The organism is Thioclava sediminum (assembly GCF_002020355.1).
Classification (GTDB): domain Bacteria; phylum Pseudomonadota; class Alphaproteobacteria; order Rhodobacterales; family Rhodobacteraceae; genus Thioclava; species Thioclava sediminum.
In genome coordinates this window covers 679303-705368 of record NZ_MPZV01000001.1, presented here as the reverse complement: position 1 = coordinate 705368, position 26066 = coordinate 679303, and the positions used below count along the sequence as shown (strand labels likewise).

Below are 26066 nucleotides of genomic sequence, written 5' to 3'. Positions count from 1 at the left end.
TCAAGGGACCGGGTGACCTAGCCGCACATAAGAACAGGCGGCAGGCCCCGAGGGATGACGTGAAGGCGGGACTTAAATGAATGAAAACGTGACGGATCAACCAGTCGAGAGCACCGGGCTCGGGGCGGTGAAAGGGGGGGCGGTCGCGCTGCTCCTCGTGGTCTTGGGGCTGGTGCTTTGGGGCGTTCTGCGCCCGGTGGAACGCGAAGGGGCGCAACCATCGGGGACAGATACAACCGCCGCGACCGGTTCCGCAGGGGCGCCGCAAACGGCGCAAGAGGGGGGCGCGGAGACGGCCTCCGGGACCGCCGCGCCGCAAAAGCAAAGCGTGGAAACCGTGGCTCAGGAAGCGGAAGATGCGGCGAGTGCCGTGGCTCCGCTGGCAGAGGAGCCTACGGATAAGCTGGTTGAAACGACTGGTGAGACTGGTGCGGAGCCATCCGCCACGGCAACCGCCACCGGGCCGGACGCTGGGGCTGCCACCGAGGCTGACAGCACCACTGCAAAGGCGGCGCCGGACGGCAAGCCGCTCGCCCAGGTGCAATTCGATGCGCTACGCGCCGCACCCGACGGATCGGTGACGCTCGCCGGGCGGGCCGAACCGAGCGCCAAGCTCGATATTCTGGTTGACGGGAAAGTCGTGGCGAGCACGCTGGCCGATGGCGGCGGCAGCTTCGCCTCGCTCTTCGATCTGCCGCCTTCCGATGGTCCACGCGCGCTCTCGCTGCGGGTGACCGGCGCGGATGGCACCACGCGTGACAGTGCCGAGACGCTCGTGCTGCGTGGCCAGCCGAAACAGGAGCGCCTTGCTTCGGCAGGGGAGAGTGCGACCTCCGGAACGGCTGCGGATGGTGCGACAGATGGAAGCGGCGGGGCGACGGCTTCGGCGACGGATGGTGCGGCGATGACCGACACTGACGCGGGCACGACCGCCGCAACTGGGACCGAGGCGGCCCCCTCGACACCCACGCCGCCGGCAGCGCCGCTCATCGCAGATGCCGATGGCGCGCGGCTGCTCGCTCCGAAAAGCGACGATCTGGTGATCGACACGATCTCCTTCGGCTCGGGCGAGGTTGCGCGCAGCGAAGGGCGCGGCGCGCCCGAGGGCACGACGCTGTCGGCCTATCTCGACGACACGCTCGTCGCCGAGGCGCAGCCGGGTGCGGATGGGCGCTGGTCGCTCAGCCTGCCTGGCTTGGGCACGGGCGAGCATAAGCTGCGGATCGACGCGCAGGATGCGTCCGGCAAGGTGGTCGCGCGGGCCGAGACCGGCTTCGACCAGCCCGACGAGATCCTCGTGGCGAGCGCGGCCGATCCGACCGGTGCGCAGGCGGCTTCGGTGCGTGCGACCGGAGAGGTGGGCGACGCGGTGAAAGTGGTGCAGATCGTGAAGGGCAATACGCTCTGGGCGATCGCGCGCGAGGTCTATGGCGACGGGTTCCTTTATGTGCGGGTCTTCGACGCCAATCGCGACCAGATCCGCGACCCCGACCTGATCTATCCGGGGCAGGTCTTCGACATTCCCGCCCCCGATGCGCAGCCCGCCGAGGCTGCGCAGTAGCGCACAGACCTCTTGCATGGCTGGACTCCTGCGCGCCGCCGAGTAGGTTGCGCGCAGGTTTGCCCGGTGAGGGGCGCTGCCCCGCTCCCTGACGGGAGCCCCCGGGATATTTTAGCCAAGAGGAAGAGGAGGGCGCGATGCCTCCGGCACAGATCACGACCAAGGGCAAGATGAATGCCGAGGAACGCGCCCGCGGCTGGCGCACGATCCGCGCGGTGCTGCCCTATCTCTGGGCGCATGAAGCCCCGTGGGTGAAGCGCCGCGTCGTCTTCGCGATGGTGATGCTGGTTATCGCCAAGATCATCTCGGTCTCGACGCCTTTCGTCTATCGCGAGGCGGTCAACGCGCTCTCGGGCGAGGGCACCTCGGCGGCCTGGGCGCTGGGCATGGGGGCGGTGGCGATCACCGTGGCTTACGGCGTCGCGCGCCTGATGACCGTGGCCTTCGGCGAGCTGCGCGATGCGATCTTCGTGAAGGTGGCGCAACGCGCGCTGCGTCATCTGGCGCTGCAGACCTTCACCCATATGCATCAGCTGAGCCTGCGCTATCACATCACCCGCAAAACCGGCGGCCTCAGCCGGATCATCGAACGCGGGGTGAAAGGCGTCGAGTTCCTGCTGCGCTTCATGCTGTTCTCGGTCGGCCCGCTGATCGTCGAGCTGACGCTGGTGGCGATCATCTTCGCGGTGGTCTTCGACTGGCGCTATGCCGCGGTCGTGCTGGTCACCATCGCGGCCTATATCAAGTTCACCTTCAAGGTCACCGAGTGGCGCGTGAACATCCGGCGCGAGATGAACAAGGCCGATACGGCGGCGAACCAGAAGGCGATCGACAGCCTGCTGAACTTCGAGACGGTGAAATATTTCGGCGCGGCCAAGCGCGAGGCGGAACGCTACGACGAGTCAATGAAGGGCTACGAGTCGATGGCGGTGAAGACCGGCCAGTCGCTCGCGGCGCTCAATGCGGGCCAGACGCTGATCATCACGATCGGGCTCGTGACGGTGATGGTCATGGCCGCGATGCAGGTGCAGGCGGGCACGCTGACGGTCGGCGATTTCGTCATGGTGCAGGCCTACATGATCCAGATCACCATGCCGCTGGGCTTCCTCGGCACGGTCTATCGCGAGATCCGGCAGGCGCTGGTCGATATGGGCGAAATGTTCGATCTGTTGCAGCAACCGGCCGAAATTCAGGACAAAGAGGATGCAGATGTTCTGAAAGTGAAAGGCGGGCATATCAGCTTCGACCATGTTGAATTCGCCTATGACCCGACGCGACCGATCCTGAAGGGGATTTCCTTCGACGTGCCCGCTGGCCAGACCGTGGCGCTGGTCGGGCCCTCGGGCTCGGGCAAGTCGACGATCGGGCGCCTGCTGTTTCGCTTCTACGAGGTGACCGGCGGCGCGATCCGCATCGACGGGCAGGACCTGCGCGATGTGACGCAGGAGAGTCTGCAGCAGTCGATCGGCGTGGTGCCGCAGGATACCGTGCTGTTCAACGACACCATCCGCTACAACATCGCCTATGGGCGCGCCGATGCGTCGGACGAAGAGATCGTGGCGGCCGCGAAGGCGGCGCGCATCCATGACTTCGTGCTGAGCCTGCCCGAAGGCTATGACACGGCCGTGGGCGAGCGCGGTCTGAAGCTTTCTGGCGGCGAAAAGCAGCGGGTGGGTATCGCACGCACGATCCTGAAGAATCCGCCGATCTTGTTGCTCGATGAGGCGACCTCGGCGCTCGATACGCAGACCGAACGCGACATCCAGATGAGCCTGAAGGCGATGGGCGAGGGGCGCTCGGTGATCACCATCGCGCACCGACTGTCGACTATCGCGGATGCCGATCAGATCCTCGTGCTCGACAAGGGCGAGATCATCGAGCGCGGACGCCACGAGGAGTTGCTGGCACAGCGTGGCCGCTACGCCTCGATGTGGGCGCGGCAATCGGCGGAAGAGGAAGACGAGGCAGAGCAAGGGGCGGCGTAAGGCGTGAAGGGCCGCACTCGACCCTTGGGTGGGCGCGCCCATCCCTGCGAGGCTTGGCGCTTTATCTCGAAAGCCCGCAGGTCGGTCGTGCCTGCTCCGACATCGCCAATGCGCCCTCCCGGGGGGAGGGTCGGGCGCGGCCCGGGCTAGCCGCCCGGGCTAGCCGCCCGGGCATTTTCGCAGCTTCACTCCGCCGCGTCGGGCCGTGTCACCAGATGCGGCTTCACGCCGCCTTCGGGTTCGCCATCCTCCCAGATGATCTCGCGGCCACGCATCTTGCGCATCGCACGCTCCAGCGCGAGGTCGCGGGCGGCCCGGCTGTCGATGCCCTGCATAAGTGCCGAAAGCGCCTTGGTCCCGCGATAGGCGCCGGTGTTGAACCAGACCCGGATTGCCAGCAGCGCGGGCGTCAGCACAAGCGTCAGCACCGTCGCGGTGCCAAGGCCGAACACCACCGCCGTCGCCAGTTGCTTCCACCAGAGCGCCGTCGGACTGTCGATCGAATAGCCGCCATTGAAGAAATCGAGCGACAGGCCGAACATCATCGGCGCGAGCCCTGCCATCGTGGTGATCGTGGTCAGCAGCACGGGCCGCAGGCGGGCCTCGGCGGTGCGGATGATCGCCTCGAGCTCGGGCATGTAGCGCGAGAATTCCTGATAGGTGTCGATCAGGATGATGTTGTTGTTCACCACGATCCCCGCCAGTGCGACGATGCCGACGCCGGTCATGATGATCGAGAATTGCTGACCCATCACCAGCATCCCGATCAGCACGCCTGCCGTGGACAGTACGACCGCCAGCAGCACCAGCACTGAATTGTAGAAGCTGTTGAACTGCGCGAGCAGGATCACGAACATCAGCGCCAGCGCGCCGCCGAAGGCGGTCATCAGGAAGTCCTGGCTCTCGTTCTGCTCGACCAGATCGCCGGACCATTCATAGCTGACGCCCGGCGGCAGGGTGGTCTCGGTATCGAGCCACTCTCCCAGTGCCGCGATCCGCTCGTTGCCGGTGATCGGCTGGCCTTCGTCATTGGTGAGGCCCTCTTCGACCCCGGCCTTGATGTCGTAATAGCGGGTCTGGTCGATCCGGTCGATCTGGCCCAGCTTGGGGGCGGGCGTGCGGGTGATGAAATTCGCGAGCGGCACCAGCCCCTCGGAGGTGCGCAGCTTCAGCGTGTCGAGGGTCGACAGAACCCGGTCTTCCTCGGGCAGGCGCACGCGGATCTCGATCTCCTCGTCGGATGAGGGCACGCGCATCGTGTCGAGCAGGATGCCGCGCGTCACCAGCTGCACCATGCCGCCCACCGTCGCCACATCGGCACCAAAGCGACCTGCGCGGGTCACGTCCACGTCGATCACCCAGTCGATGCCGGGCAGGGGGCGGGTGTCTTCGATCGCGGTGACGCCCTTCATATCCGCCATATGTGCCTCGACCTGCCGCACGGCCTTGTCGAGCGCCGCGAAATCATCGCCCTCGAGCCGGAGCTGGATCGGCTTGCCGGAGGACGGCCCGCGATCCTGAGCGAGATATTCGGACTGGATGCCGGGGATCGTGGCGATCTTCGCCATGATCTTCTCCATCACCACATCGCCATCGAGCGCCGGGTCGTCCTTGCGCTCGGCCCAGGGGATCATCTCGACCTGAATCTGGCCGATCGTGTCGCGCGGCGCGCTGGCCCCGCCATTGTTCTGGTTCAGCCCGCCTTCGCCCGCGAAGGAGAAGACCGCGCCCACGCCGGGCGTGCCGATCACCATGTTTTCGGCTTCCTGCAGCAGCGCGTCCTTCTCGGTCAGCGAGAGGTTGCCGCGGCCCCGGATATAGACGATCGCCTGTTCGACCTCGCTGTCGGTGAAGAACTGGGTGCCGTTATTGTTCTTGCCGTAATAGCCGAAGGTCATGACGACGCCGGTCACGATCACCGCGACCACGATCAGCGGCATGATCGGATTGCCCGCGATGGCGGCGGTGAAATGGCCGAAGGGGCGGCGGCGATAGCCCGCCTCGATGGGCTTCGGTTTGCCTTGCGGCTTGGCCGCCGTGAAGGTGATCGAGCTGAGCAGCGTCGCGATCACGAACAGGATCACGCCGGGCAGCGAGGCCAGAAGATTGCCCGAGGCGGTATGCGTGCCCGAGAAGAAGGCCGGGTTGAGCGTCAGGAGCGCGCCGAGGAAGACGAGTCCGGCCGAGACTACGGCAAGCAGCAGGCGCAGCCCGTACGGCCAGCCTTTGATGACCCGCGCGCCCATGTCCAGACGGCGGCTCATCCGGCCCGCGACGCCGCCCACGACGGGCAGGTAGATCAACGCCACGACCAGCGAGGCCGAGAGCACGAAGATGATTGTGACCGGCAGCATCCCCATGAACTCGCCCGGCACGCCCGGCCAGAACAGCATCGGCAGGAAGGCGCAGAGCGTCGTCGCAGTGGACGACACGACCGGCCAGAACATGCGCTTCGCGGCTTCCGTATAGGCGGCCATCGGGCCGGAGCCTTCGGAAATCCGCTTGTCGGCATATTCCACCACCACGATCGCGCCATCGACCAGCATCCCCACCGCGAGGATCAGGCCGAACATCACGATATTCGAGATCGGCACGCCCATTGCGCCCAGCAGCAGGAAGGTCAGCAGGAACGACGTCGGGATTGCGAAGCCCACCAGCAGCGCCGAGCGCGTTCCCAGCGTCGCCAGCACCACGATCATCACCAGCGCGATCGCGGTCAACACCGAGCCTTCGAGCTGGCTGACCATCGCGCCCACGGTTTTGGACTGATCGAGCGAGATGCCCACATCGACGGCGCGTTGCAGCGGCTCGGGCCATTTGCTCTCGGTCTCGGCCACGGTCTTGCGCAGCAGGTCCACCGTGTCGATGACGTTGTAGCCTTTGCGCTTGACGATCTGCAGCGCCACCGTCGGCTCGCCATTGAAGCGCGCGGTGCCGGTGCGGTCCTCGAAGGTCAGGCGGATATCGGCCAGATCGCCAAGCGTCACGACGCTTTCGCCGTTCTTCTTCACCGGCAGCGCATAGACATCCTGCGCGGTCTCGAAGGTGGCGGGGATCTTCACTGAAAACGCGCCGCCATCGGTCTCCACCTCGCCCGCCGCGATCAGCTGGTTATTGGCCTGCACGACATTGATCAGCTCGGGGGCTGTGACGTTATAGGCCTCCAGCTTCAGAGGATCGATCACCACTTCCAGCATCTCGTCGCGTTGGCCTGCGATCTGGGCTTCCAGCACCGGCTCCAGCCCCTCGACCTCGTCCTGCAATTCGCGGGCAAGCTTTTGCAGGGTGCGCTCGGGCGCGTTGCCCGAAAGCGTCACCACGACGATCGGAAACTCCGAGAAATTGATCTCGTTGATCGAATACTTTTCGGCCCCGTCTGGGAATTTGCCCTCGGCAGTGTTCATCGCATCGCGCACATCGGCGATGATCTTCGTCTTGTCCCAGCCGAAGTCGAATTCGAGCATCAGCCCCGCATAATTCTCCTTCGCGATGCCGGTCATTTTGTCCAGCCCGTCGAGCCCGGCCAGTTCGGTCTCCATCGGCTTGACCAGCAGCTTCTCGGAATCGGTGGCCGAGATGCCGGGGAAGGGGACCGAGATGAACAGCATCGGAATCTCGATATCCGGCTCGCCCTCCTTGGGCAGGCTCAGATAGGCGGTCAGCCCCGCGAGGATCGAGATCGCCACGAAGGCGATCACCATCCGCGCGCGTGCTGCGGCCCAATCGACGATGCCGGTCATTGCGCGGCCCCGTCAGTGGCGTCTGTGGCACCGCCATCGGTTTGCGGGGCGGGCGTCATGGGGGCTGGCGTGTCTTGGGCCGCATCGCCCGGCGCGTGCTCGACGAGCGTCACGGCCACGGGCGAGCCTTCGGTCACGTAATCCTGCCCGACCACGATCACCGTCGCGCTCTCCGGCAGGCCCGCCAGCCAGACGCCCTCGGGCGTGTCACGCAGGAAGTCGACCGGGGCGAAACGGGCCACGCCGTCCACCGCGAGCCGCACGCCCAGCTTGCCCTGATCGTTCAGCGTCATCGCGGAGGCGGGCAGGAAATGTGCCTTGGTCCCGTCGGCCGCGATGATCATCTCGACCGTCTGGCCCTCGCGGATCGAATGGTCGCCATTGGGCGCTTCGGCCTCGATGCGGAAGGTGCGCGTGGCGGCATCCGCCGATTGCGAGACGAAGGTGACCTTGCCCATCACCTCGCGCCCGGTCGCAAGCCGTGCGCCGACCATCGCGCCGGTCTTGACCCGGTCGATCTCGGTCTCGGGGACGTATCCCACCAGCTTGATCGGATCGAGCTGGATCACGGTGGCGCAAAGCCCGCCCGCCGAGAGAAGCGCACCGAGTTCTGCGGTGTCTTCTTCGATCATCCCGGCAAAGGGCGCGGTGATCTCGAGCCGCGCCAGTTCCGTCTGCGCGGCCCCGACGGCGGCGCTGGCCGCTTCGAGCGCCGATTGCGCGGAGGCGGTGGAGGTCTCCGACCGGTAGCCGCCCTCTTTCAGCTTCTCGGCGGCGGTGGCGTTGAGCCGTGCTTCCGCCAGCCGGGCCTGCGCCTCGGCCAGTGCTGCGGGCCGCGTGCCGGGATCGAGCTTGCACAGCAGTTGACCTTTTTCGACCTGCGCGCCCTTGCCGAGCGGTTCGGAAATCACCTTGCCCGTCGTCTCGGAGCGCACCTCCACGCGGCGCGCGGCCTCGGTCTGCCCGCGCGTGAGAACGCCCTGATCGAGCGGCTGCGCGGTCGAGACCATCGCCTGCACCGGTACGGCGGGGGTGCCGGTTTCCTCGACCTGCTGCGCTTGCTCGGCAGGCGTCGCGGCATCGCCGAGATAGCCCATCAGGCGGTCGCGCTCGAACACCAGAAGGTAGAGCGCGACAAGAACGAGGATCGCGTTAAGGATCGGGACCGGACGCATCGGCGGGCTCCTGTATGTGGACACGGCGTCTCGCCAAAATGGGGACTGAACCGCAGCGTTCAACTTACCGAGAGCGACGCGTGATCTCAAGGCTTGCATTCCTCAAGGACCCGCGTGAGCAGAGCGGTTCGTGCGGCCCTTGGCAGCGCCGGGGGAGCCGTGTAAGAGGGGCGCCAAAGCTACGAGGAGACCCGCGCGTGAGTGATACCGACAGTTTCATCGACGAAGTCACCGATGCCGTGCGTCAGGACAAGCTCTGGGCGGCGTTCAAGAAATGGGGCTGGATCGGCGCGGTGATCATCCTCGCGATCGTCGGCGGCACCGCTTGGAATGCGTGGCAGAAGGAAAAGACCGAGGCCGATGCGCGCGCCTTTGGCGATCAGGTGATGGCGGCCGTGAACGGTGACGCCACCAGCGCCGATCTCGCCAAGGTAACGCCCGACGGTCCCGGCCGCACCGCGGTTCTCAAGATCATGCAGGGCGACGCCGCGATCGAGGCGGGCAAGCCCGACGAGGCGATCAAGTTCTTCGACGCGGTAAGCGCCGAGCAGGACCTGCCGCGCTCGATCAGCGATCTCGCGAAGCTCAAGGCGGTGATCGCGGCGGGCGACAAGATGGACGCCGCCAAGCGCGATGCGATGCTGCAGGAACTGGCCACCCCCGGCGCACCCTACCGCCTTCTGGCGATGGAGCAGCAGGCGGCCGCAGCCGTCGCATCCGGCGACACGGACGGCGCGATCTCGATCGCCCAGCAAATTCTTCAGGACGCCGGCCTCACGCCGGGCTTGCAACAACGCGCGACAGAGTTGATTGTGGCGCTGGGTGGCGAAGTGCCGACCCAGCCGGGGCAGTCCGCTCCGGCACCGCAAGAGTAAAGGGTTGAACCGGCGCGCCTTTATCGGGCGTGCGGGCACTGCAAGAGAGCCGAGACAGGCAGGGGGAACGGGCGTGAAGCTGAGCAAGACGATCTGCGTGCTGAGTGTGGCGGCTTTCGTGGCAGGCTGTACCAAGGAAACGATCCTTCCCGGCGAGCGTCTCTCGCCCCGCGACGCGCTGCGCGCCGAAGAGGGGCTGCCGCTGGCCGATGCGCCCGCCCAGAAATCGCTGCCGATCTCGCTGCCCCGTCAGGTGGGCAATGCCGAGTGGCCGCAGCGGGCTGGTTCGGCGACCCATAGCCTGTTCAATGCGGCGCTCGGCAATGGCACGACGCCGGTCTGGTCTGCCGATATCGGGTCGGGCAATGCGCGCCGCTACCGCATCACCGCCGATCCGATCGTGGGTGGCGGCAAGGTCTATACGCTCGACAGTCAGGCCCGCGTGACCGCGACCGCGACGAATGGCGGGCGCGTCTGGCAGACCGACATCACGCCTCCGGGCGACCGTCAGGGCGATGCCTCGGGCGGCGGCGTGGCCTATGCCAACGGCACGGTTTATGTGACCTCCGATTTCGCCGAGCTCGTCGCGATCGACGCAGCCACCGGCGGCATCAAGTGGCGGCAATATTTCGACGCAGGCATCGGCGGTGCGCCGACCGTGAAGAACGGCGTGGTTTATGTGGTCGCGCGCGACTCTTCGGCTTGGGCGATCCGCGCCAGCGACGGCAAGGAAATCTGGCAAGTGCCGGGTGCGCCGTCGGCTTCGGGCATGACCGGCGTCTCCTCGCCTGCCGTCACCGATCGCATGGTGATCTTCCCGTTCTCCTCGGGCTTCCTGAGCGGCGTCCTGCCGCAAAGCGGGATGCAGATGTGGAACTCCAAAGTGCCGGGCGCACGTCCGGGCGTGGGCTACGCCAATATCGTTGACCTGACCGGCGATCCGGTCGTGGTGGGCGATACCGTCTATGCGGGCTCCTCGGCGGGCAAGCTGGCGGCCTTCGACGTGAATTCCGGCGAGCGGATCTGGACCGCGACCGAAGGGGCCAACAGCCCCGTGCAGGTTGCGGGCGGCTCGATCTTCCTGGTCTCGGATCAGGGCAAGATCGTGCGTCTCGATTCCAAGACCGGCGATCAGATCTGGTCCAAGGACCTGCCGTACTACACCAAGGACAAGCCGAAGCGTCAGCGTGACATCGTCGCGAGCTACGGCCCGGTTCTCGCTGGCAACAAGCTGTTCGTCGCGTCTTCCGACGGCGTGCTGCGCGTCTTCAGCCCGATCGACGGCAGCCTGATCGGCCAGGCGAAGATCCCGGGCGGGGCTGCGACCGATCCGGTCGTGGCGGGGCGCACCCTCTACGTCGTCGGCGGCGATGGGAAACTGCACGCTTTTCAGTGAGCCCTTTAGGGTGTAAGGGGGCCGCTTACGACCGCCCAAGGAGGGCATCATGAGCTTTACCCTGGCCATCGTGGGCCGCCCGAATGTCGGAAAATCGACGCTGTTCAACCGGCTTGTCGGCAAGCGACTCGCGCTTGTCGATAACATGCCCGGCGTCACGCGCGACCTGCGCGAGGGCGACGCGCGTCTGGGCGATCTGCGTTTCATCGTGATCGACTCGGCCGGTCTGGAACTGGCCGAAGACGACAGCCTTCAGGGCCGGATGCGCCGCCTGACCGAGCGCGCCGTGGAAGAGGCCGATATCTGCCTCTTCATGATCGACGCGCGCGTGGGCGTGACGCCCGCCGACGAGATTTTCGCCGATATCCTGCGCAAGAAGAACGCCAACGTCATCCTCGCGGCCAATAAGGCCGAAGGGGCGGCAGGCGATGCGGGCGCGATGGAGGCCTGGAGCCTTGGTTTGGGCGAGCCGCTGCGGATTTCGGCCGAGCATGGCGAAGGTCTCGACGATCTCTACACCGCGCTGGTGCCGCTGGCCGATGAATTCGCCGAACGTAATGCCGCGAACGCGCCGGTCACCGATATCGTGATCGAGGACGAGCTCGAGGAAGGCGATATCCCCGCCTACCAGCCGCCCTCCGCCACGAAGCCGCTGCAGCTCGCCGTGATCGGGCGCCCGAATGCGGGCAAGTCGACGCTGATCAACAAGATCCTCAACGAAGACCGCCTGCTGACCGGCCCCGAGGCCGGGATTACCCGCGATGCGATCTCGGTCACCGCCGATTTCATGGGCACGCCGATGCGGATTTGGGACACGGCGGGGATGCGCAAGAAGGCGCGCGTCACCGATAAGGTCGAGAAGCTGAGCGTGGCCGACGGGTTGCGCGCCGTGCGCTTCGCCGAGGTCGTTGTGGTGCTGCTCGACGTGAATATTCCGTTTGAAACCCAAGACTTGCGGATCGCTGATTTCGCCGAGACCGAGGGGCGCGCCGTCGTGGTTGCTGCGAACAAATGGGATCTCGAAGAAGACAAGCCTGAGAAGCTGAAGGAACTGCGCGAGGCGTTCGAGCGCCTGCTGCCGCAGCTGAAAGGCGCACCGCTGGTGACCGTCTCGGCCAAGACCGGCAAGGGGCTCGATCGGCTGCACAATGCGATCCTGAAGGCCCATGAGGTCTGGAATCGCCGCGTGCCGACCGCGAAGCTGAACAACTGGCTGACCGCGATGACCGAGGCGCACCCGCCGCCTGCGCCCGGCGGCCGCCGGATCAAGCTGCGCTACATCACGCAGGCGAAGACCCGTCCGCCGGGCTTCGTGGTGAAATCGACCCATACCGACAAGATCCCGGAAAGCTACGAGCGCTATCTGGTCAACGGTCTGCGCGAGAGCTTCGACATGCCGGGCACGCCGATCCGCCTCTACATGCGCGATCAGGGCAAGACGAACCCCTACAAGGATCGCAAGAAGTCGATCCCGTCGCGCCTGAAAAAGCACGTCGATGCGAAAAAGCGCTCGGCCCACAAGGAATCGGCGCGTAAAGCGCGCGAGGCGAAGAAGGGCGAGTAAGGCTCTAATCCTAAAAGAAAACGCCCGCCGGAGGATGTCGAAATCTCCGGCGGGCGTTTTTCGTTTCGGCGAGGCCGACGGCTTTACAGAAAGCCCAGCCGATCGAGGGCCGCTTGCGCGCGTGCGCGCTCTTCGGTCGAGTCCGAAAGCACGCTCGCATTGATCTCCGCCATCAGTTTCGACAGCGTCTTTTCCCGGCGCATCGCGATGATCTGCGCGGGGATCTGGTCCTCACCGATCTCGAGAATGCGCCTCATCAAGACGCTATCCCGCTTGTGCGTGACTGTTACGGACATGTGCAGCTCTCCCGGCGACTCACTTCGAACACGGAAACGTTAACAACGTTCCCGGCCGGAGTCTTGCGTCGCCGGGTCGCAGTGTCAGGCCAGCTTGCCGTCGACCAGCCGGGTCTTGCCGCCCAGATAGGGATGCAGGCAGGCGGGCAGGGTGACCGAGCCGTCCTCTTCCTGACCGTTCTCCAGCACCGCGATCAGGCAGCGCCCGACCGCGAGGCCCGAGCCGTTCAGCGTCGCGATGAATTCGGGCTTGCCGCCGCCTTCGGGCTTGTAGCGTCCGTTCATCCGTCGCGCCTGGAAGGTGCCGCAGGTCGAAACCGAAGAAATCTCGCGATAGGTGTTCTGACCCGGCAGCCAGACCTCGAGGTCATAGGTCTTCTGCGCGCCGAACCCCATGTCGCCGGTGCAGAGCACGATGCGACGATAGGGCAGTTCCAGCGCCTCCAGCACCGCCTCGGCGCATTTCGTCATGCGTTCATGTTCGTCGATCGCGGTCTCGGGCGTGCAGAGCGTCACCATCTCGACCTTCTCGAACTGGTGCTGACGCAGCATTCCCGAGGTGTCCTTGCCTGCGGACCCGGCTTCCGAACGGAAGCAGTTCGTATGGGCGCACATGCGCTGGGGCAGGGCGGCAGCGTCCATGACCTCGCCATTGGCGTAGTTCGTCAGCGTCACCTCGGCGGTGGGGATCAGCCACCAGCCATTGGTGGTCTGATAGCTGTCCTCGGCGAATTTCGGCAATTGCCCGGTGCCCATCATCGCCTCGTCGCGCACCAGCACGGGGGTGATGTTCTCGGACAGATCGTGCTTGTCCACATGCAGGTCGAGCATGAATTGCGCGAGCGCCCGGTGGACGCGGGCGACCCCGCCCTTGAGCACCACGAAACGCGAGCCCGACAGCTTTGCCGCCGTCTCGAAATCCATCTCGCCACCCACCGCGGACAGCTCGAAATGCTCTTTCGGATCAAAGGCGAACTCGCGCGGCGTGCCCCAGCGGCTCACTTCGACATTCTCGTCCTCATCTGCACCATCGGGCACATCGGCCAGCGGCAGGTTCGGGATCGTCATCAGCAGATCGCGCAGCTTGGCGTCGAGCTCGCCTGCTTCGGTCTGCATCTGCGCGACTTCGGCTTTCTTCTCGGTCACCAGCGCGCGCAGGCGTTCGAATTCGGCCTCGTCGCCTTTCGCCTTCGCGGCGCCGACTTGCTTCGATGCGGCGTTCTGATCGGCTTTTGCGGTCTCGGCGGCGTGGATCGCCGTGCGGCGCGCCTCGTCCATCGCGAGAATCTCGGGCGAGAGCGGCGAGAGCCCCCGCCGCGCCAGCTGCGCGTCGAATTCTTCGGGGTTTTCGCGGATTGCGCGGATATCGTGCATCTCACCATCTCCAAGACTGTTGCGGGAAAGGCTTTAGCGCATGAAAGTGAAAGCGAAAACCCCCGGCGATGCGGCCATGACACAGGTCAATGAATTCGAGCCTGTGGAGTGGTTGTATTCTGTTGGGCGAATACATATTCAATAACCGGAATATAAATTGCAGGCGCAGGGGCGCGCCGGTAAGGGAAGGGAACCCGAGATGACGTTGAAGCTTCTGCCGTTGGCATTCGCCGCGTTGATCCTGCCGGGAATCGCGTTGGCGCAGGACGGGGCGATTACGGTCGAACCGCAGGTCGTGACCGATTGGAAGTCTGTCTACGGGCAGGTCGAGGCAAAGAACACGATTGCGGCGCGTGCACGGATTTCGGGCACGATCACCGCACTTGACGTGACCGAGGGCGACGAGGTCAAAGCGGGTCAGGAGATCGGCAAGATCACCGACCAGACGCTCGATTATCAGATCGGCGCGGTCGACGCGCAGATCAACGCGCTCGAAGCGCAGCTGGAGAATGCCAAGACCGAGCTCAAGCGCGGGCAGGAATTGCAGGCGCGCGGCGTCTCGACCTCGCAGAATGTCGATCAGCTTCAGACGCAGGTGAATGTCTACGAGGGCCAGATCGCGGCGCAGAAAGCGCAGCGCAAAGTCTATGAACAGCAGCAGGAATTCGGCACCGTGACCGCGCCGATCGACGGCAAGGTCGTGACCGTTCCGGTCACCAAGGATGCCGTCATCATGGGCGGCGAGACCATCGCGACGATCGGCGGCGGCGGGTTCTTCCTCCGTCTGTCGATCCCCGAGCGCCACGCCGACACGCTGCACATGGGCGACACGATCATGATCACCGATCCCGACGGCAAGGAGATCGAAGGCAAACTGGCCAAGATCTACCCCGAGATCGAGGGCGGCCGGGTGCAGGCCGATGTCGAAGTGCCCGATCTGGATTCGCGCTTCGTCGGCGCGCGGCTTCTGGTGAAGCTGCCGATGGGCGAGCGTGACGCGATTGTCATCCCGCAGGACTATGTCTTCAACCGCACCGGGCTCGATTTCGTCCGCGTGAAGGAAGCGGACGGCACCTATCTGCGCACGGTCGTGCCGGGCGTTAAGGTCAATATCGACGGCCAGGACATGGTCGAAGTTCTTACCGGCCTCAACGCCGGCGACACGGTGGTGCCGAACGATGAGCAATAACCAAGGCACCGGGCCCGAGACGCCCGAAGACGACGAAATCCACGTCAAACTGGGGATTGCGGGGGGACTCACGAAGTCCTTCATCCGCTCGGCATTGACGCCGCTGATGATCCTTGCCGCGATCGCGGTGGGTCTGGTCGCGCTGATCTCGCTGCCGCGCGAGGAAGAGCCGCAGATTTCTGTGCCGATGGTGGATATCCACCTGCAGGCGCCGGGTCTGAAGGCGCAGGATGCGATGAAGCTGGTGACCGAGCCGATGGAAACCATCGTGCAGGGCATCAACGAGGTCGAGCACGTCTATTCGCGCACGCAGGACGATTATTCGCTGGTGATGGCGCGCTTCAAGGTCGGCACCTCGTCGGATGCCGCGATCCTGCGCGTGCATGAAAAAGTCCGCGCGAATATGGACAAGATCCCGAAAGGCATCCCCGATCCGGTGATCGTGGGCCGCGGGATCGACGATGTGGCGATCGTCTCGCTGACGCTGACCGGCAAGGACGGCGCGCAGGTGGACAGCGACGAGCTGACCCGTGTCGCGCGCGAATTGCAGACCGAGGTCACGAAGATCCAGAACGTCGGCCTGACCTATCTGGTGGGCGACGCCACGAGCGAGATCCGCATCGAACCCGAGCCCGACAAGCTCGCGCTCTACGGCGTGACGCTGCAACAGCTCTCGAACAAGGTCACGCAAGCGAACCGCGCCTTCAACACCGGCAATATCCGCCATGAGGGCAAGCAGATCAGCCTCTCGGCAGGGGAGACGCTGACCGCGCCCTCCGAGATCGCGGGCCTTCTGCTGACCACGCGCGACAACCGCCCCGTCTATGTGGCCGATGTCGCGAAGGTCTCCTATGTGCCGGACGCCTCGGACCATATCGTCTCCAACGTGCAGCGCGACGCCAATGGCAAGATCGAGCGCTCGCCTGCGGTCACCCTCGCCATCGCGAAGCGCGCGGGGTCCAACGCCGTGGTCGTGGCCGAGCATATCCTCGACCGCGTGCACGAGCTGCACGGCCAGCTGATCCCCGACAATGTCGAGGTGAAGGTCACCCGCGACTATGGCGAGACCGCGAACGAGAAGGCCAACGAGCTGCTGTTCCACCTTGGCCTCGCGACGATCTCGATCGTGGGCCTCGTGCTGGTCGCGATCGGCTGGCGCGAATCCATCGTGGTTGCGGTCGTCATTCCGGTGACGATCCTGCTGACGCTGTTTGCGGCCTATATCATGGGCTTCACGCTGAACCGGGTGTCGCTCTTCGCGCTGATCTTCGCGATCGGTATTCTCGTCGATGACGCCATCGTGGTGATCGAGAATATCGCGCGACACTGGGCGATGAAGACGCCGGGAAGTCGTGTGACCAAGGCGATCGAGGCCGTGGCCGAAGTGGGCAACCCCACCATCGTAGCCACCCTGACCGTGGTCGCCGCGCTGCTGCCGATGCTCTTCGTGTCGGGGCTGATGGGGCCCTACATGTCGCCCATTCCGGCGGTGGCCTCGGCGGCGATGATCTTCTCCTTCTTCGTGGCGGTGATCATCACGCCCTGGCTGATGGTGAAGGTCGCGGGCAAGGCGCAGCTGCATGGCCATCACGGCGATGACGACGCCTATGGCGGCGAACATGCGGGCGGCAAGCTCGGCCGGATGTATAGCGCCGTGGCGCGTCCGATCCTGAAGACCAAGGGCCGCTCGGGTCTGTTCCTGCTGGTCGTGTCGGTGCTGTCCTTCGGCTCGCTGGGGCTGCTTTATACCAAGCATGTCACCGTGAAGCTGCTGCCCTTCGACAACAAATCCGAACTCTCGGTCGTGGTCGATATGCCTGCGGGCACCTCGGTCGAGGGCACGGATGCGGTCGCTCAGCAAGTGGCCGAGATCGTGACCAAGCTGCCCGAGGTGCTCTCGGTGCAGACCCATGCGGGCACCTCCGCGCCGTTTAACTTCAACGGGCTCGTGCGTCACTACTACCTGCGCGCGCAGCCCAATCAGGGCGATGTCGAGCTTCAGCTTGCGCCGAAAGGGGAACGGGATCGCACCAGCCACGAGATCGCGCTGGAGATCCGCGACAAGATCAAGGCGATCAAGCTGCCCGAAGGCGCGAGCCTGAAGACGGTCGAGCCGCCGCCCGGTCCGCCGGTGATCGCGACGCTTCTGGCCGAGGTCTATGGCCCGACGCCCGAGATGCGCCGCGACGCGGCCCGCCGGATCGAGGACGCCTTCAAGCAGGTGCCCTATATCGTCGACGTGGATAACAGCTTCGGCATCCAGCCCGACAAGCTGCGCGCCACCGTCAATTCCGACGATCTGGAGTTCTACTCGGTCTCCGAGGGCGATGTCTGGGACACGCTGGGGATGCTGAACGGTTCGACCACGGTGGGCTATTCTCATCGCGGGCAGGAGCGCCAGCCGATCCCGATCGTGATGGAGCGCTCGAAGTCGAACAAGGTGATGAACGAGGAAACGCTCTCGACGCCGATCCCGGCCAATGTTCTGCCCGGCGCGCGCGGCGTGGTGGAGCTGGGCGACGTGGTCAGCGTCGACAAGGAAAAGGCGTCCTATCCGATCTTCCGCCATAACGGGCGCGAGGCCGAGATGGTCACCGCAGAGCTCGCCGGCAAGTTCGAGGCGCCGCTTTACGGGATGCTCGCCGTCGACGATGCGATCAACAACATGGACTGGCCGAAGGGCGAGAAACCGGTCGTGTCGCTGCATGGCCAGCCGCAGGACGAGAGCCATGTGACGCTTCTGTGGGACGGCGAATGGGAGGTGACCTGGGTGACCTTCCGCGACATGGGCGCGGCCTTCGCCGTGGCGCTTCTCGGGATCTACATCCTCGTCGTCGCGCAGTTCGGCTCGTTCCGCCTGCCGCTGGTGATCCTGACCCCGGTGCCGCTGACCTTCCTCGGGATCATGCTCGGCCACTGGATCTTCCACGCGCCGTTCTCGGCCACGTCGATGATCGGTTTCATCGCGCTGGCGGGGATCATCGTGCGCAACTCGATCCTGCTGGTGGACTTCATCCGCCACGGCAGCCACGAGGGCAAATCGCCGACCGAGGTGCTGATCGAGGCAGGGGCCATCCGCTTCAAACCGATCCTGCTGACCGCGATCGCGGCGATGATCGGGGCGGTGGTGATCCTGGCCGACCCGATCTTCCAGGGGCTCGCGATCTCGCTGCTGTTCGGCCTGCTCAGCTCGACCCTGCTAACCGTGCTCGTGATCCCGGCGATCTACCGAATCTTCAAGACCTGATCCGGTCTCCGACCTGAAACGCAAAACCGCCCGCACGTCTCTCTCGTGCGGGCGGTCTTTCTTTATCGGATCGCGGAGCGGCCCCCCCTTCGCCTTGGCGAAAATATCCCGGGGGTGAGGGCGAAGCCCGAGGGGGCAGAGCCCCCTCCCTGTTAAGTTTTGTCGCCCTCCGGCGACGGGGGCAGAGCCCCTTAACCCGGTTGCCGCTCAGCCCAGCCTGCGAAGATCTTCTCCAGCGCGACGACGGCGTAATAGAGCAGGATGCCCAGGAAGGCCAAGGCGATCAGCACCGCGAACATCAGCGGGTAATCCCCGTTGGTCTGACCCGACAGGAACAGCGCGCCGAGGCCTTTGCCATGCGGCGAGATGATCTCGACGAGGTTGGTGCCGATGAAGGCCAGCGTCACCGAGACCTTCAGCGCGCCAAAGAACTCGGGCAGCGTTTTCGGCAGGGCGATCTTGCGGAAGATGGTGAATTTCGAGGCCCCGAGCGCGCCGAGAATGTCGCGATATTCGGGCTCGAGCGTCGATAGGCCGATCCCCACCGACACGGCGATCGGGAAGAAGGAGATCATGAAGGCCATCAGCACGGTGTTGAAGTCATGCGCGCCGATGAACAGCAGCGCCAGCACCGGCACCACGGTCGCTTTCGGCACCGCATTGAAGCCCACCAGCAGCGGATAGAGTGCATCGCGCGCGGTGCGCGAAAAGCCCATCACCATCCCGAGGAACGTCCCGAACACGATCGAGATCGCAAGGCCCGCCACGGTCCGCCACAGCGTCTGCCAGCTGTCGATCAGGAACAGGTTCCAGTAGCGCATATAGGCGGCGGGCAGGTCCGAGGGCGAGGCCATTACGTAATTCGGCCAACCGTTCGCCCAGACGATGAATTCCCAGATCGCGAGGAAGGCGATGATCGACAGGATCGGGGTGAGGATTTTCTTGAAGTCCATCAGTGCATCTCCTCGTCGCGGCCCTGAGCGATCCGGATCTGGTCGCGCAGCAGATGCAGCATGTCGACGGCTTTCGGCTCGTAGAGAACGTCGATCGTGCGATCCTTCGGCAGGTCGACATCCAGCACATATTGCGTATGTGCCGGGCGGCCCGAGAGAACGATGACCTGATCGCCGAGGAACACGCTCTCGCGCAGGTCATGGGTGATCAGCACGGCGGTGAAGGGCTCGGCGGCGCGCAGGTCGCGCATCGTCTGCCACAGATCCTCGCGGGTGAAATTGTCGAGCGCGCCGAAGGGTTCGTCCATGATCAGGACATCCGGCTTATGCACGATGGCACGGCAGAGCGAGGCGCGCTGCCGCATCCCGCCGGACAGCTCGGAGGGGCGCTTGGTCTCGAACCCCTTCAGGCCCACCATCTCCAGCAGATGCTCGGCGCGCGCGATTTTCTCGGATTTCGCCATGCCCGGAGCCACGATCTCCAAGGGCAGCATGACGTTCTCGATGATCGAACGCCATTCCAGCATCACCGGGTTCTGGAAGGCCATGCCGACGGTCTTGCGCGGGCTGGTGACCTTCTCGCCATGCAGCCAGACCTCGCCCTGATCGGGCTTCATCAAGCCCGCCACCAGACGGGTGAGGGTGGATTTTCCGCAGCCCGACGGGCCGACCACGGCGCAGAACTCGCCCTGCGGCACGCGGATGTCGAGATGGTCGAGCACGGGCAGGGGGCCATGCTTGGTTTGATAGGCGTGGGTCACGCCGCGAATGTCGATGAGGTTTTCCATGAATGTCCGGCGCGAGAAGGCAGAGAAAAGGGGCGGGCGCGTCTGCGGCGCCCGCCCCTGAAACGATGACGGATCAGTCGATCTTCAGCTCTGCCGCGTCGGGCAGGTATTCGCTGTCGAAGTAGAGCGCCGCGTCGGGCGTGTTCTGGAACTCGTAGACGGTCTTCGTCTGCTCGATCGCGGTGGCCATACGGTCCGCGTCGATCCCGCCCATGCCGTTTTCCTTGACGTAATCGGTCAGGACGTTGGCATCGATCGCCATTTGCAGGCGCTCGGTCTCCAGATCCTTGTCGGCGGCGGGGTTGCGCTTGAGAAGCGCGTCCACGGCCTTGCCCGGATCGGCCACGGCGGCTTTCCAGCCCTCGGCGGTCGCTTTGATGAAGCCCGTGATCTCTTCGGGGTGCGCTTTCGCGTAATCGGTGTTCACGATGATCGCATTGCCGTAAAGCGCCACGCCGTAATCGGCCATCAGCAGGATCGACTGGTCATCCATGCCGACGCCGAGGCGCTTGAGGTTGAGCGTCGAGGAGAAGGAGAAGCCGGTGACCGCATCGACCTTGCCCTCGGCCAGCATCGGCTCGCGCGTGGGGAAACCGACGGGCTCGACCTTGATCTTGTCCATGTCGAGGCCGGTCTCCTTGGCGAAGATCGGGAATTGCGCCCAGGCGCCATCCGGCGGCGGCGCGCCCAGCACCTTGCCTTCGAGGTCTTTGGGCTCGTTCACGCCCTGCGACTTACGGCCGACCACGGCAAAGGGCGGCTTGTCATAGACCATCATCACAGCGGTGACCGGCGCGCCGGGGTTCTGGTCGAGGAATTTCATCAGCGAGTTGATATCGGCGAAGCCCACCGGGTAGGCGCCGGTCGCCACTTTCGGAATCGCGTCGAGCGAGCCCTTGCCCTCTGCGATCTCGACGTCGAGCCCGGCCTCGCCGTAATAGCCCTCGTCCACCGCGAGGAAATAAGGCGCCGAAGGGCCTTCGAATTTCCAGTCCAGCGCGAAAGGCATCTTGGTTTCGGCCTGTGCCAGCGTGGCCGAGAGGCCGAGCGCGAGCGCCGCGAAAAGCCCCGGTTTGATGTGCAGCATGATATCCCTCACTTCGTTAATCCGTTTTCGCCCCGATCCTGACCGGCGGCGCGCGGGGGTAAACTCAAACCGCGCGCGCCATGCGAACAGGCGGGGCGCTCACGGTTCCGTGATTAAGTTTTGGGCGGGGTGCTGTAAGAATGCAAGAAAATTAGGCGCGGCATCGGCGGGCGCTCAGAGCGAAATCTCCAGGGGCAGAAACCCATTCGCGTCGACCGGCCCGGAAGACGCGCGCAGCCCCGCCTGTTCCAGTTCGCAGAGATAGGCCGCGGCGCCGGGACCCGTATGGTAGAGCGCACGCGCACCGGGCAGCGGAGAAAACCGCCAAATCGGGGGCGCGTCGAGATGCAGCGGTCCCTCCTGCGCATCGATCTCTTCGAGCAACAGGTCGCGCACCAGCACCGGCTCCGGATCGATTGGAACGGGGCGGCCCCGCCGCTTGAAGCCGCCGCCGCCCGACAGGCGGAAATCATTGCTGACGACGATGAAGCGGTCGGTGTTGCTGATCCGAGCGCCCTCATGGCGCAGGTCGCGGATGCGCCCGGGCGCGGCGGGGCGCAGGCTGCCATCGGGGCGGAAACGTGGGGGTTGAGAGAGGTCGATCTCGTAGGTGATCCCCGAGATCACGTCGAAATGGTAGCTCGCGAAGGTGAGGTCGCAGAGCATCCGCAACTGCCCGTCGGGATGCTGCTGGTTGTAGATCGAGGCCGCCTGTTCGAGCCAGTCGCGCAGCTCCGCGCCGTTCAGCTCCACCGCGCCGACCGTATTATTGAACAGGTAGATATCGTCGACATGGCTCATCCGCAGCGGGCCGGGGGGGATGTCGATGAAATGGGCAGATCCCGCCGCGCCGCCCGATTTGAAACTCGACGCGGCGCCGAGCAGGGGCAAATCCGCCTCGGGGCGACCGGCGAGCCGTTCGCGGGCGAAGCGCCGCTTCGCCGCGCTGATCAGCGCGAGCGTCCGGTCGGGTGCGATCTGTGTGAAATAGCTGTGCAGCGGCTCCGCAGTGGTGCCGATGGGGCGGCGGATGTGATCGAGCGTGCGGCGATGGGCGCGATCGGAGGCGGCGAGCACCGCCGCGCTGTCCGGCCCGGTCTCTTGCTGCGCCGGGCGCAGTTCCGCCCGATGTGCCGCGAGTCTCCAGCCGTCCTGCGTCTGTTCCAGCACGAGGTCGAGCACCCCCAGATGTGTGCCGCGCGCGCCCGCATTGAGCGCGGGCTTGCCGTGAAGCGTGCCGAGAACGGGGTCGATCCCCGCGAAGGCCGGCCGTGTGGCATCGGGAAATCCGTGATGGTCATGCCCGGCGAGCACGATATCGACCCCGTCGAGCCGCGCGATCAAAAGCGCCGCCCGTTCGGCAGAGTGTTCGGGGTCTTGCGATGCCTCGTCCCCCGGCGGCAGGGGCGAAATCCCGGTATGGGCGAGGGCGATCACAAGATCGGCGCCCGAGGCTCGGATCAGTTGCAGCTGAGCCTCCGTCGCCTCCAGAAGCGAAGAGGTCGAAAGCTCGGCCCCGGGTCGGGTCTCGAGCCAGGCGAGGCTCGGGGGCGGCAGCACACCGATTACCGCGATACGCAGGGTCCGCTCGTTGCCGTGACTATCGAGCAGGCGGCGTTCGAGCATCGCCCAAGGGCGGATCGGCGTGCCGATGGAGGCGCTCAAATTGGCGCAGAGCATCGGAAACGTCGCCGCTTCCAGCGCTTGAGCGAGCGGCCCGATCCCGAAATCGAATTCATGATTGCCAAGCGCTGCCGCGTCGTAGCCCAAAGCGTTCATCGCCGCGATCATCGGATTTTCGCCATCGTGGCTGCCTGCGATCTTGCATGGTTCGCTCCAGAGCTGCGTCAACGGCGTGCCCTGAAGGAAATCGCCGCAATCGAACAGAAGGCAGTTCGGGGCTTCGCTGCGCGCTTGCGCGATTTCCGAGGCCAGCGCTGCCAAGCCTCTGCGCGGGGCGGGGCGGTCGTTGAAGTAATCGTAGCCCCGAGCTTGACCATGCAAATCGGTCGTCTCAAGAAGCCTCAGCGCGAGCGTGACGCGCTGATCCGAAAACTGGCCGGGCCAATCCCGGTCAGACAGTTTTCCCATATGATCCCCTTGGCCCGAAATTGACCTTTTATCGTTGTAATGCCGCCATTTGGCGGTCGCGTGTCCCCATACGCAACCTAGAGTAGTGGCTCGTCCCTTGCCAAGTTTTAAATTGACGTAACGTACTTGCGAGGTAAGGCGAGTGGTGAATGTGGCCGATGCGCGTCACCTGATCGGCACTGGTCTCCGGTCGGCGGCTCGTGGCATGGGTAGGGCGTTCCGCAGGAGTTTTTCATGCCGCCCGATTCCCTCGCCGAGACCCAGCAACCGATTTCGCAGCCCGCCCAGCTGTCTCAAGGACGCGTGCTCGATCCGCGGGGATTGGCCTTTGCCGAAGCGCCGGGTGCGCTCGAGCGGGCGGCCCATCTGCGGGGCGACGCAGAGCGGCTCGCGGAGCTGCGCGCCGGAGACGCCGCGCGGGTGGTCGCGCTTTGGCGCGGCCGTCCGCTGTTCGGGCCCGAGGGGCTGCATCTTCTGCGCGCGGGCGAAGCGGCGCTCGAGGCGATGCCGGGACCGGAGATTTTCCTCGGGTGTCACGACGGGCTTGCGCTGTTTTCCCGCGATGTATCTGCGTTCGAGCCTGATGGCGAACGACCCGACGGGGCCGCCTTCTTCGACGCCTCCGAGCAGCGTCATCCAGATCTGTCCGACGATATCGTCTTCGCGGAGCTGCGCGGGCGGATGGGCTTCCTCAGTCCGGTCGAGGCGGAGATCGCCGCTACCGCGCGCGGGCTCGTCGAGTGGCACCGGACGCATTGCTTCTGCTCCACCTGCGGCGCTGAGAGCAAAGCCGAACAGGCTGGCTGGCATCGGCGCTGCCCGGTCTGCGAGCGGCACCATTTCCCGCGCACCGATCCGGTGGTCATCATGCTGATCACCCACGGCAACCGACTGCTACTGGGGCGCGGCCCGCATTGGCCCGAGACGATGTATTCCTGCCTCGCGGGGTTCATGGAGCCGGGCGAGACGGTCGAGGCCGCCGTGCGTCGCGAGGTCTTCGAGGAAAGCGGCGTCGAGGTGGGCGAGGTCTCTCTCGTGGCCTCGCAACCCTGGCCGTTTCCGGCCTCGCTGATGCTGGGCTGTCGCGGGGTGGCGACGACCACCGAGATCACTATCGACCCGGTCGAGATCGCCGATGCGCGCTGGATCAGCCGCGAGCGGCTGCTGCAGGTGGTGGCAGGGCGCGATCCTGAGATATCTGCGCCACGCCAAGGCGCGATTGCCGGTTGGCTGATGCGCGAGTGGCTTGCAGATCGGTTGGAATGAGGCCAGTTTGCCCCGCACGGTGCGCCACTCCCCGGCCTCCGATCTGCTGCCCTGAGGAACTCGCCTGATGAAATTGTCGACCCGCACCGATATTTCCGCGCCCGCCGGTTTCGTCTTCGAGCGGCTCGCGGATTTCGGCAGCTTCGAGCGGGTGGCGATGCGGCGCGGGATCACGCTGAAACGGCTCGACACGCTGAGCGAACCCGGCGCGGGCATGTCCTGGGATATCGGCTTTCGCTTTCGCGGCAAGCAGCGCCAGATGATCACCGATGTGAAGCAATTCGAAGTGCCGGAGCTGATCGTCTATGAGGGCGTGTCGAACAGTTTCGAGGCGGTGATGGATTTCGATCTGACCGATCTGTCGAAGACGCGCACGCGGTTGTTGGTGGGGTTGGACCTGAGGCCGCGCAGCCTCGGCGCGCGGCTGATGATCCAGTCGGCCAAGCTCGGCAAGGGCAATCTGGAACGCCGCTTCAAGGAGCGGATCGACCAGTTCGCGCAGGATATCGAGCGTCAGCACGAGAAGTCCGCCTGACGCCCTGATCCTTAGCCGTCGCGTTCGGGGGCGGCCGGATAAACGCCCAGAATTTCCAGATAGCTGGTGAAGTAGTCGAGTTCTTCGAGCGCACGCGCCAGCGCCGGATCGTCCGGGTGGCCTTCTACATCGGCATAGAACTGCGTCGCGGTGAAATGCCCGCCGACCATGTAGCTTTCCAGCTTGGTCATGTTCACGCCGTTGGTCGCGAAGCCGCCCATCGCCTTGTAGAGCGCGGCCGGGATGTTGCGGACCCTGAAGACGAAGGTGGTCATCATCTTCTCGCCGCGCGGGCGGGTGTCGGGCTCGGTGCCCATGATCAGGAAGCGCGTGGTGTTATGCGCGTGATCCTCGATATGGCGGGCGAGGATGTTGAGGCCATAGGTCTCGGCGGCCATGTCGGAGGCCAGCACGCCGACGCTCCGGGTCTGGGCCTGCACAAGCTCGGCGGCGGCACCCGCGCTGTCGGCGGCGGCTTCGCCGCGAATGCCGTAGCGCGCAAGGAAGCTCGCCGCCTGCGGCAGAAGCACCAGATGCGCGCGGACCTTTTCCAGCTCCTCGATCTCGACGCCGGGCAGGGCCATCAGGCTGATATGCACGCGCACGAAGGCCTCATCGAGAATATGCAGACCCGATTCCGGCAGCAGGCGGTGAATGTCGGCCACCCGCCCGTAGGTGGAGTTCTCCACCGGCAGCATCGCGAGATCGGCATCGCCTTTCTTCACGGCGGCGATCACGTCCTCGAAGGTGCGGCAGGGGACCGGCTCGAGGTCCGGGCGTGCGTCGCGGCAGGCCTGATGCGAATAGGCGCCCAGCTCGCCCTGAAAGGCGATCCGACCGGTTTTCGGCGATTGTCCTTGGCGGCTCATGTGCAATCCCCCGCACTGATCTTGTCTTGCGCCCTGCCTAGCCCGTGCCCGCGCGGAAGGGAAGGGCCGGGGCGC

At 65.2% G+C, this 26066-nt stretch carries 18 protein-coding genes; 9 read left to right on the top strand and 9 right to left on the bottom strand.

All coding sequences use genetic code 11. From position 1 onward, the window contains the following. The first annotated feature begins 88 nt into the window (after positions 1-88). Together BMI91_RS02935 and BMI91_RS02930 are read left to right on the top strand one after the other, a co-directional pair. Positions 89-1561 carry a LysM peptidoglycan-binding domain-containing protein gene (locus tag BMI91_RS02935; protein WP_158522072.1) on the top strand — a complete coding sequence of 491 codons (1473 nt, stop codon included), beginning with the start codon at positions 89-91 and terminating at the stop codon, positions 1559-1561. A 137-nt stretch (positions 1562-1698) separates the two neighbouring features. Beyond that, on the top strand, positions 1699-3546 hold the full coding sequence (locus tag BMI91_RS02930; RefSeq protein WP_078603901.1) for an ABCB family ABC transporter ATP-binding protein/permease: 1848 nt from the start codon (positions 1699-1701) through the stop codon (positions 3544-3546). Between the two features lie 185 nt (positions 3547-3731). On the opposite strand, the gene BMI91_RS02925 is transcribed toward BMI91_RS02930, so the two are convergent. Then, a complete protein-coding gene (locus BMI91_RS02925; protein ID WP_078603900.1) occupies positions 3732-7286 on the bottom strand; it encodes an efflux RND transporter permease subunit in 3555 nt (1184 codons plus the stop codon). Continuing rightward, the gene (locus tag BMI91_RS02920) at positions 7283-8461 is read right to left on the bottom strand and encodes an efflux RND transporter periplasmic adaptor subunit (protein ID WP_078603899.1); all 1179 of its coding nucleotides are present in this window, start codon (positions 8459-8461) and stop codon (positions 7283-7285) included. The genes BMI91_RS02925 and BMI91_RS02920 overlap by 4 nt, the downstream gene beginning before the upstream one ends. A 197-nt stretch (positions 8462-8658) precedes the next feature. Here BMI91_RS02920 and BMI91_RS02915 point away from each other — a divergent pair, with 197 nt between their 5' ends. From BMI91_RS02915 to der, 3 genes are all read left to right on the top strand, one after another. Further along, positions 8659-9336, top strand: a complete 678-nt coding sequence (locus BMI91_RS02915; RefSeq protein ID WP_078603898.1) for a hypothetical protein — start codon at positions 8659-8661, stop codon at positions 9334-9336. Between the two features lie 73 nt (positions 9337-9409). Then, positions 9410-10732, top strand: a complete 1323-nt coding sequence (locus tag BMI91_RS02910) for an outer membrane protein assembly factor BamB family protein (RefSeq protein ID WP_078603897.1) — start codon at positions 9410-9412, stop codon at positions 10730-10732. A 49-nt stretch (positions 10733-10781) separates the two neighbouring features. Then, complete coding sequence (gene der, locus BMI91_RS02905; RefSeq protein ID WP_078519589.1) at positions 10782-12296, top strand: ribosome biogenesis GTPase Der; 1515 nt, start codon at positions 10782-10784, stop codon at positions 12294-12296. Between the two features lie 83 nt (positions 12297-12379). Here der and BMI91_RS19985 read toward each other — a convergent pair whose 3' ends face one another. Together BMI91_RS19985 and serS are read right to left on the bottom strand one after the other, a co-directional pair. Next, complete coding sequence (locus BMI91_RS19985) at positions 12380-12553, bottom strand: hypothetical protein (RefSeq protein ID WP_158522071.1); 174 nt, start codon at positions 12551-12553, stop codon at positions 12380-12382. Between the two features lie 123 nt (positions 12554-12676). Next, entirely contained in the window at positions 12677-13966 is a 1290-nt protein-coding gene (gene serS, locus BMI91_RS02895) for a serine--tRNA ligase (RefSeq protein ID WP_078603896.1), read from the bottom strand. Positions 13967-14165: 199 nt separating this feature from the next. Between serS and BMI91_RS02890 the strand changes: the two genes are divergently transcribed. Beyond that, the gene (locus BMI91_RS02890; RefSeq protein WP_078539660.1) at positions 14166-15155 is read left to right on the top strand and encodes an efflux RND transporter periplasmic adaptor subunit; all 990 of its coding nucleotides are present in this window, start codon (positions 14166-14168) and stop codon (positions 15153-15155) included. After that, the gene (locus BMI91_RS02885) at positions 15145-18402 is read left to right on the top strand and encodes an efflux RND transporter permease subunit (RefSeq protein ID WP_078603895.1); all 3258 of its coding nucleotides are present in this window, start codon (positions 15145-15147) and stop codon (positions 18400-18402) included. Before BMI91_RS02890 ends, BMI91_RS02885 begins: the two co-directional genes overlap by 11 nt. A gap of 191 nt (positions 18403-18593) precedes the next feature. On the opposite strand, the gene BMI91_RS02880 is transcribed toward BMI91_RS02885, so the two are convergent. From BMI91_RS02880 to BMI91_RS02865, 4 genes are all read right to left on the bottom strand, one after another. Next, the gene (locus BMI91_RS02880) at positions 18594-19355 is read right to left on the bottom strand and encodes an ABC transporter permease (RefSeq protein WP_078519584.1); all 762 of its coding nucleotides are present in this window, start codon (positions 19353-19355) and stop codon (positions 18594-18596) included. After that, positions 19355-20143 carry an ABC transporter ATP-binding protein gene (locus BMI91_RS02875; RefSeq protein ID WP_078603894.1) on the bottom strand — a complete coding sequence of 263 codons (789 nt, stop codon included), beginning with the start codon at positions 20141-20143 and terminating at the stop codon, positions 19355-19357. Before BMI91_RS02875 ends, BMI91_RS02880 begins: the two co-directional genes overlap by 1 nt. A 73-nt stretch (positions 20144-20216) precedes the next feature. After that, positions 20217-21230 (bottom strand): ABC transporter substrate-binding protein, encoded by a 1014-nt coding sequence (locus BMI91_RS02870; protein ID WP_078519582.1) that lies wholly within the window; start codon positions 21228-21230, stop codon positions 20217-20219. A gap of 174 nt (positions 21231-21404) precedes the next feature. Continuing rightward, a complete protein-coding gene (locus BMI91_RS02865) occupies positions 21405-23321 on the bottom strand; it encodes a 5'-nucleotidase C-terminal domain-containing protein (protein WP_078603893.1) in 1917 nt (638 codons plus the stop codon). A 234-nt stretch (positions 23322-23555) separates the two neighbouring features. Between BMI91_RS02865 and nudC the strand changes: the two genes are divergently transcribed. Both nudC and BMI91_RS02855 read left to right on the top strand, forming a co-directional pair. After that, positions 23556-24587 (top strand): NAD(+) diphosphatase, encoded by a 1032-nt coding sequence (nudC, locus tag BMI91_RS02860; RefSeq protein ID WP_078603892.1) that lies wholly within the window; start codon positions 23556-23558, stop codon positions 24585-24587. A gap of 67 nt (positions 24588-24654) precedes the next feature. Then, positions 24655-25122 carry an SRPBCC family protein gene (locus BMI91_RS02855; RefSeq protein WP_078539654.1) on the top strand — a complete coding sequence of 156 codons (468 nt, stop codon included), beginning with the start codon at positions 24655-24657 and terminating at the stop codon, positions 25120-25122. Between the two features lie 11 nt (positions 25123-25133). On the opposite strand, the gene BMI91_RS02850 is transcribed toward BMI91_RS02855, so the two are convergent. Beyond that, a complete protein-coding gene (locus BMI91_RS02850) occupies positions 25134-25991 on the bottom strand; it encodes a prephenate dehydratase (RefSeq protein WP_078539653.1) in 858 nt (285 codons plus the stop codon). Between the last annotated feature and the right edge of the window lie 75 nt (positions 25992-26066).

What these genes read in the sequence shown, in the direction of transcription:
- BMI91_RS02930 (WP_078603901.1), top strand. Translation starts at nt 1,699, where the DNA reads ATGCCTCCGGCACAGATCACGACCAAGGGCAAGATGAATGCCGAGGAA.
- BMI91_RS02925 (WP_078603900.1), bottom strand. Translation starts at nt 7,286, where the DNA reads ATGACCGGCATCGTCGATTGGGCCGCAGCACGCGCGCGGATGGTGATC.
- BMI91_RS02920 (WP_078603899.1), bottom strand. Translation starts at nt 8,461, where the DNA reads ATGCGTCCGGTCCCGATCCTTAACGCGATCCTCGTTCTTGTCGCGCTC.
- der (WP_078519589.1), top strand. Translation starts at nt 10,782, where the DNA reads ATGAGCTTTACCCTGGCCATCGTGGGCCGCCCGAATGTCGGAAAATCG.
- BMI91_RS19985 (WP_158522071.1), bottom strand. Translation starts at nt 12,553, where the DNA reads ATGAGGCGCATTCTCGAGATCGGTGAGGACCAGATCCCCGCGCAGATC.
- serS (WP_078603896.1), bottom strand. Translation starts at nt 13,966, where the DNA reads ATGCACGATATCCGCGCAATCCGCGAAAACCCCGAAGAATTCGACGCG.
- BMI91_RS02890 (WP_078539660.1), top strand. Translation starts at nt 14,166, where the DNA reads ATGACGTTGAAGCTTCTGCCGTTGGCATTCGCCGCGTTGATCCTGCCG.
- BMI91_RS02885 (WP_078603895.1), top strand. Translation starts at nt 15,145, where the DNA reads ATGAGCAATAACCAAGGCACCGGGCCCGAGACGCCCGAAGACGACGAA.
- BMI91_RS02880 (WP_078519584.1), bottom strand. Translation starts at nt 19,355, where the DNA reads ATGGACTTCAAGAAAATCCTCACCCCGATCCTGTCGATCATCGCCTTC.
- BMI91_RS02875 (WP_078603894.1), bottom strand. Translation starts at nt 20,143, where the DNA reads ATGGAAAACCTCATCGACATTCGCGGCGTGACCCACGCCTATCAAACC.
- BMI91_RS02870 (WP_078519582.1), bottom strand. Translation starts at nt 21,230, where the DNA reads ATGCTGCACATCAAACCGGGGCTTTTCGCGGCGCTCGCGCTCGGCCTC.
- BMI91_RS02865 (WP_078603893.1), bottom strand. Translation starts at nt 23,321, where the DNA reads ATGGGAAAACTGTCTGACCGGGATTGGCCCGGCCAGTTTTCGGATCAG.
- nudC (WP_078603892.1), top strand. Translation starts at nt 23,556, where the DNA reads ATGCCGCCCGATTCCCTCGCCGAGACCCAGCAACCGATTTCGCAGCCC.
- BMI91_RS02855 (WP_078539654.1), top strand. Translation starts at nt 24,655, where the DNA reads ATGAAATTGTCGACCCGCACCGATATTTCCGCGCCCGCCGGTTTCGTC.
- BMI91_RS02850 (WP_078539653.1), bottom strand. Translation starts at nt 25,991, where the DNA reads ATGAGCCGCCAAGGACAATCGCCGAAAACCGGTCGGATCGCCTTTCAG.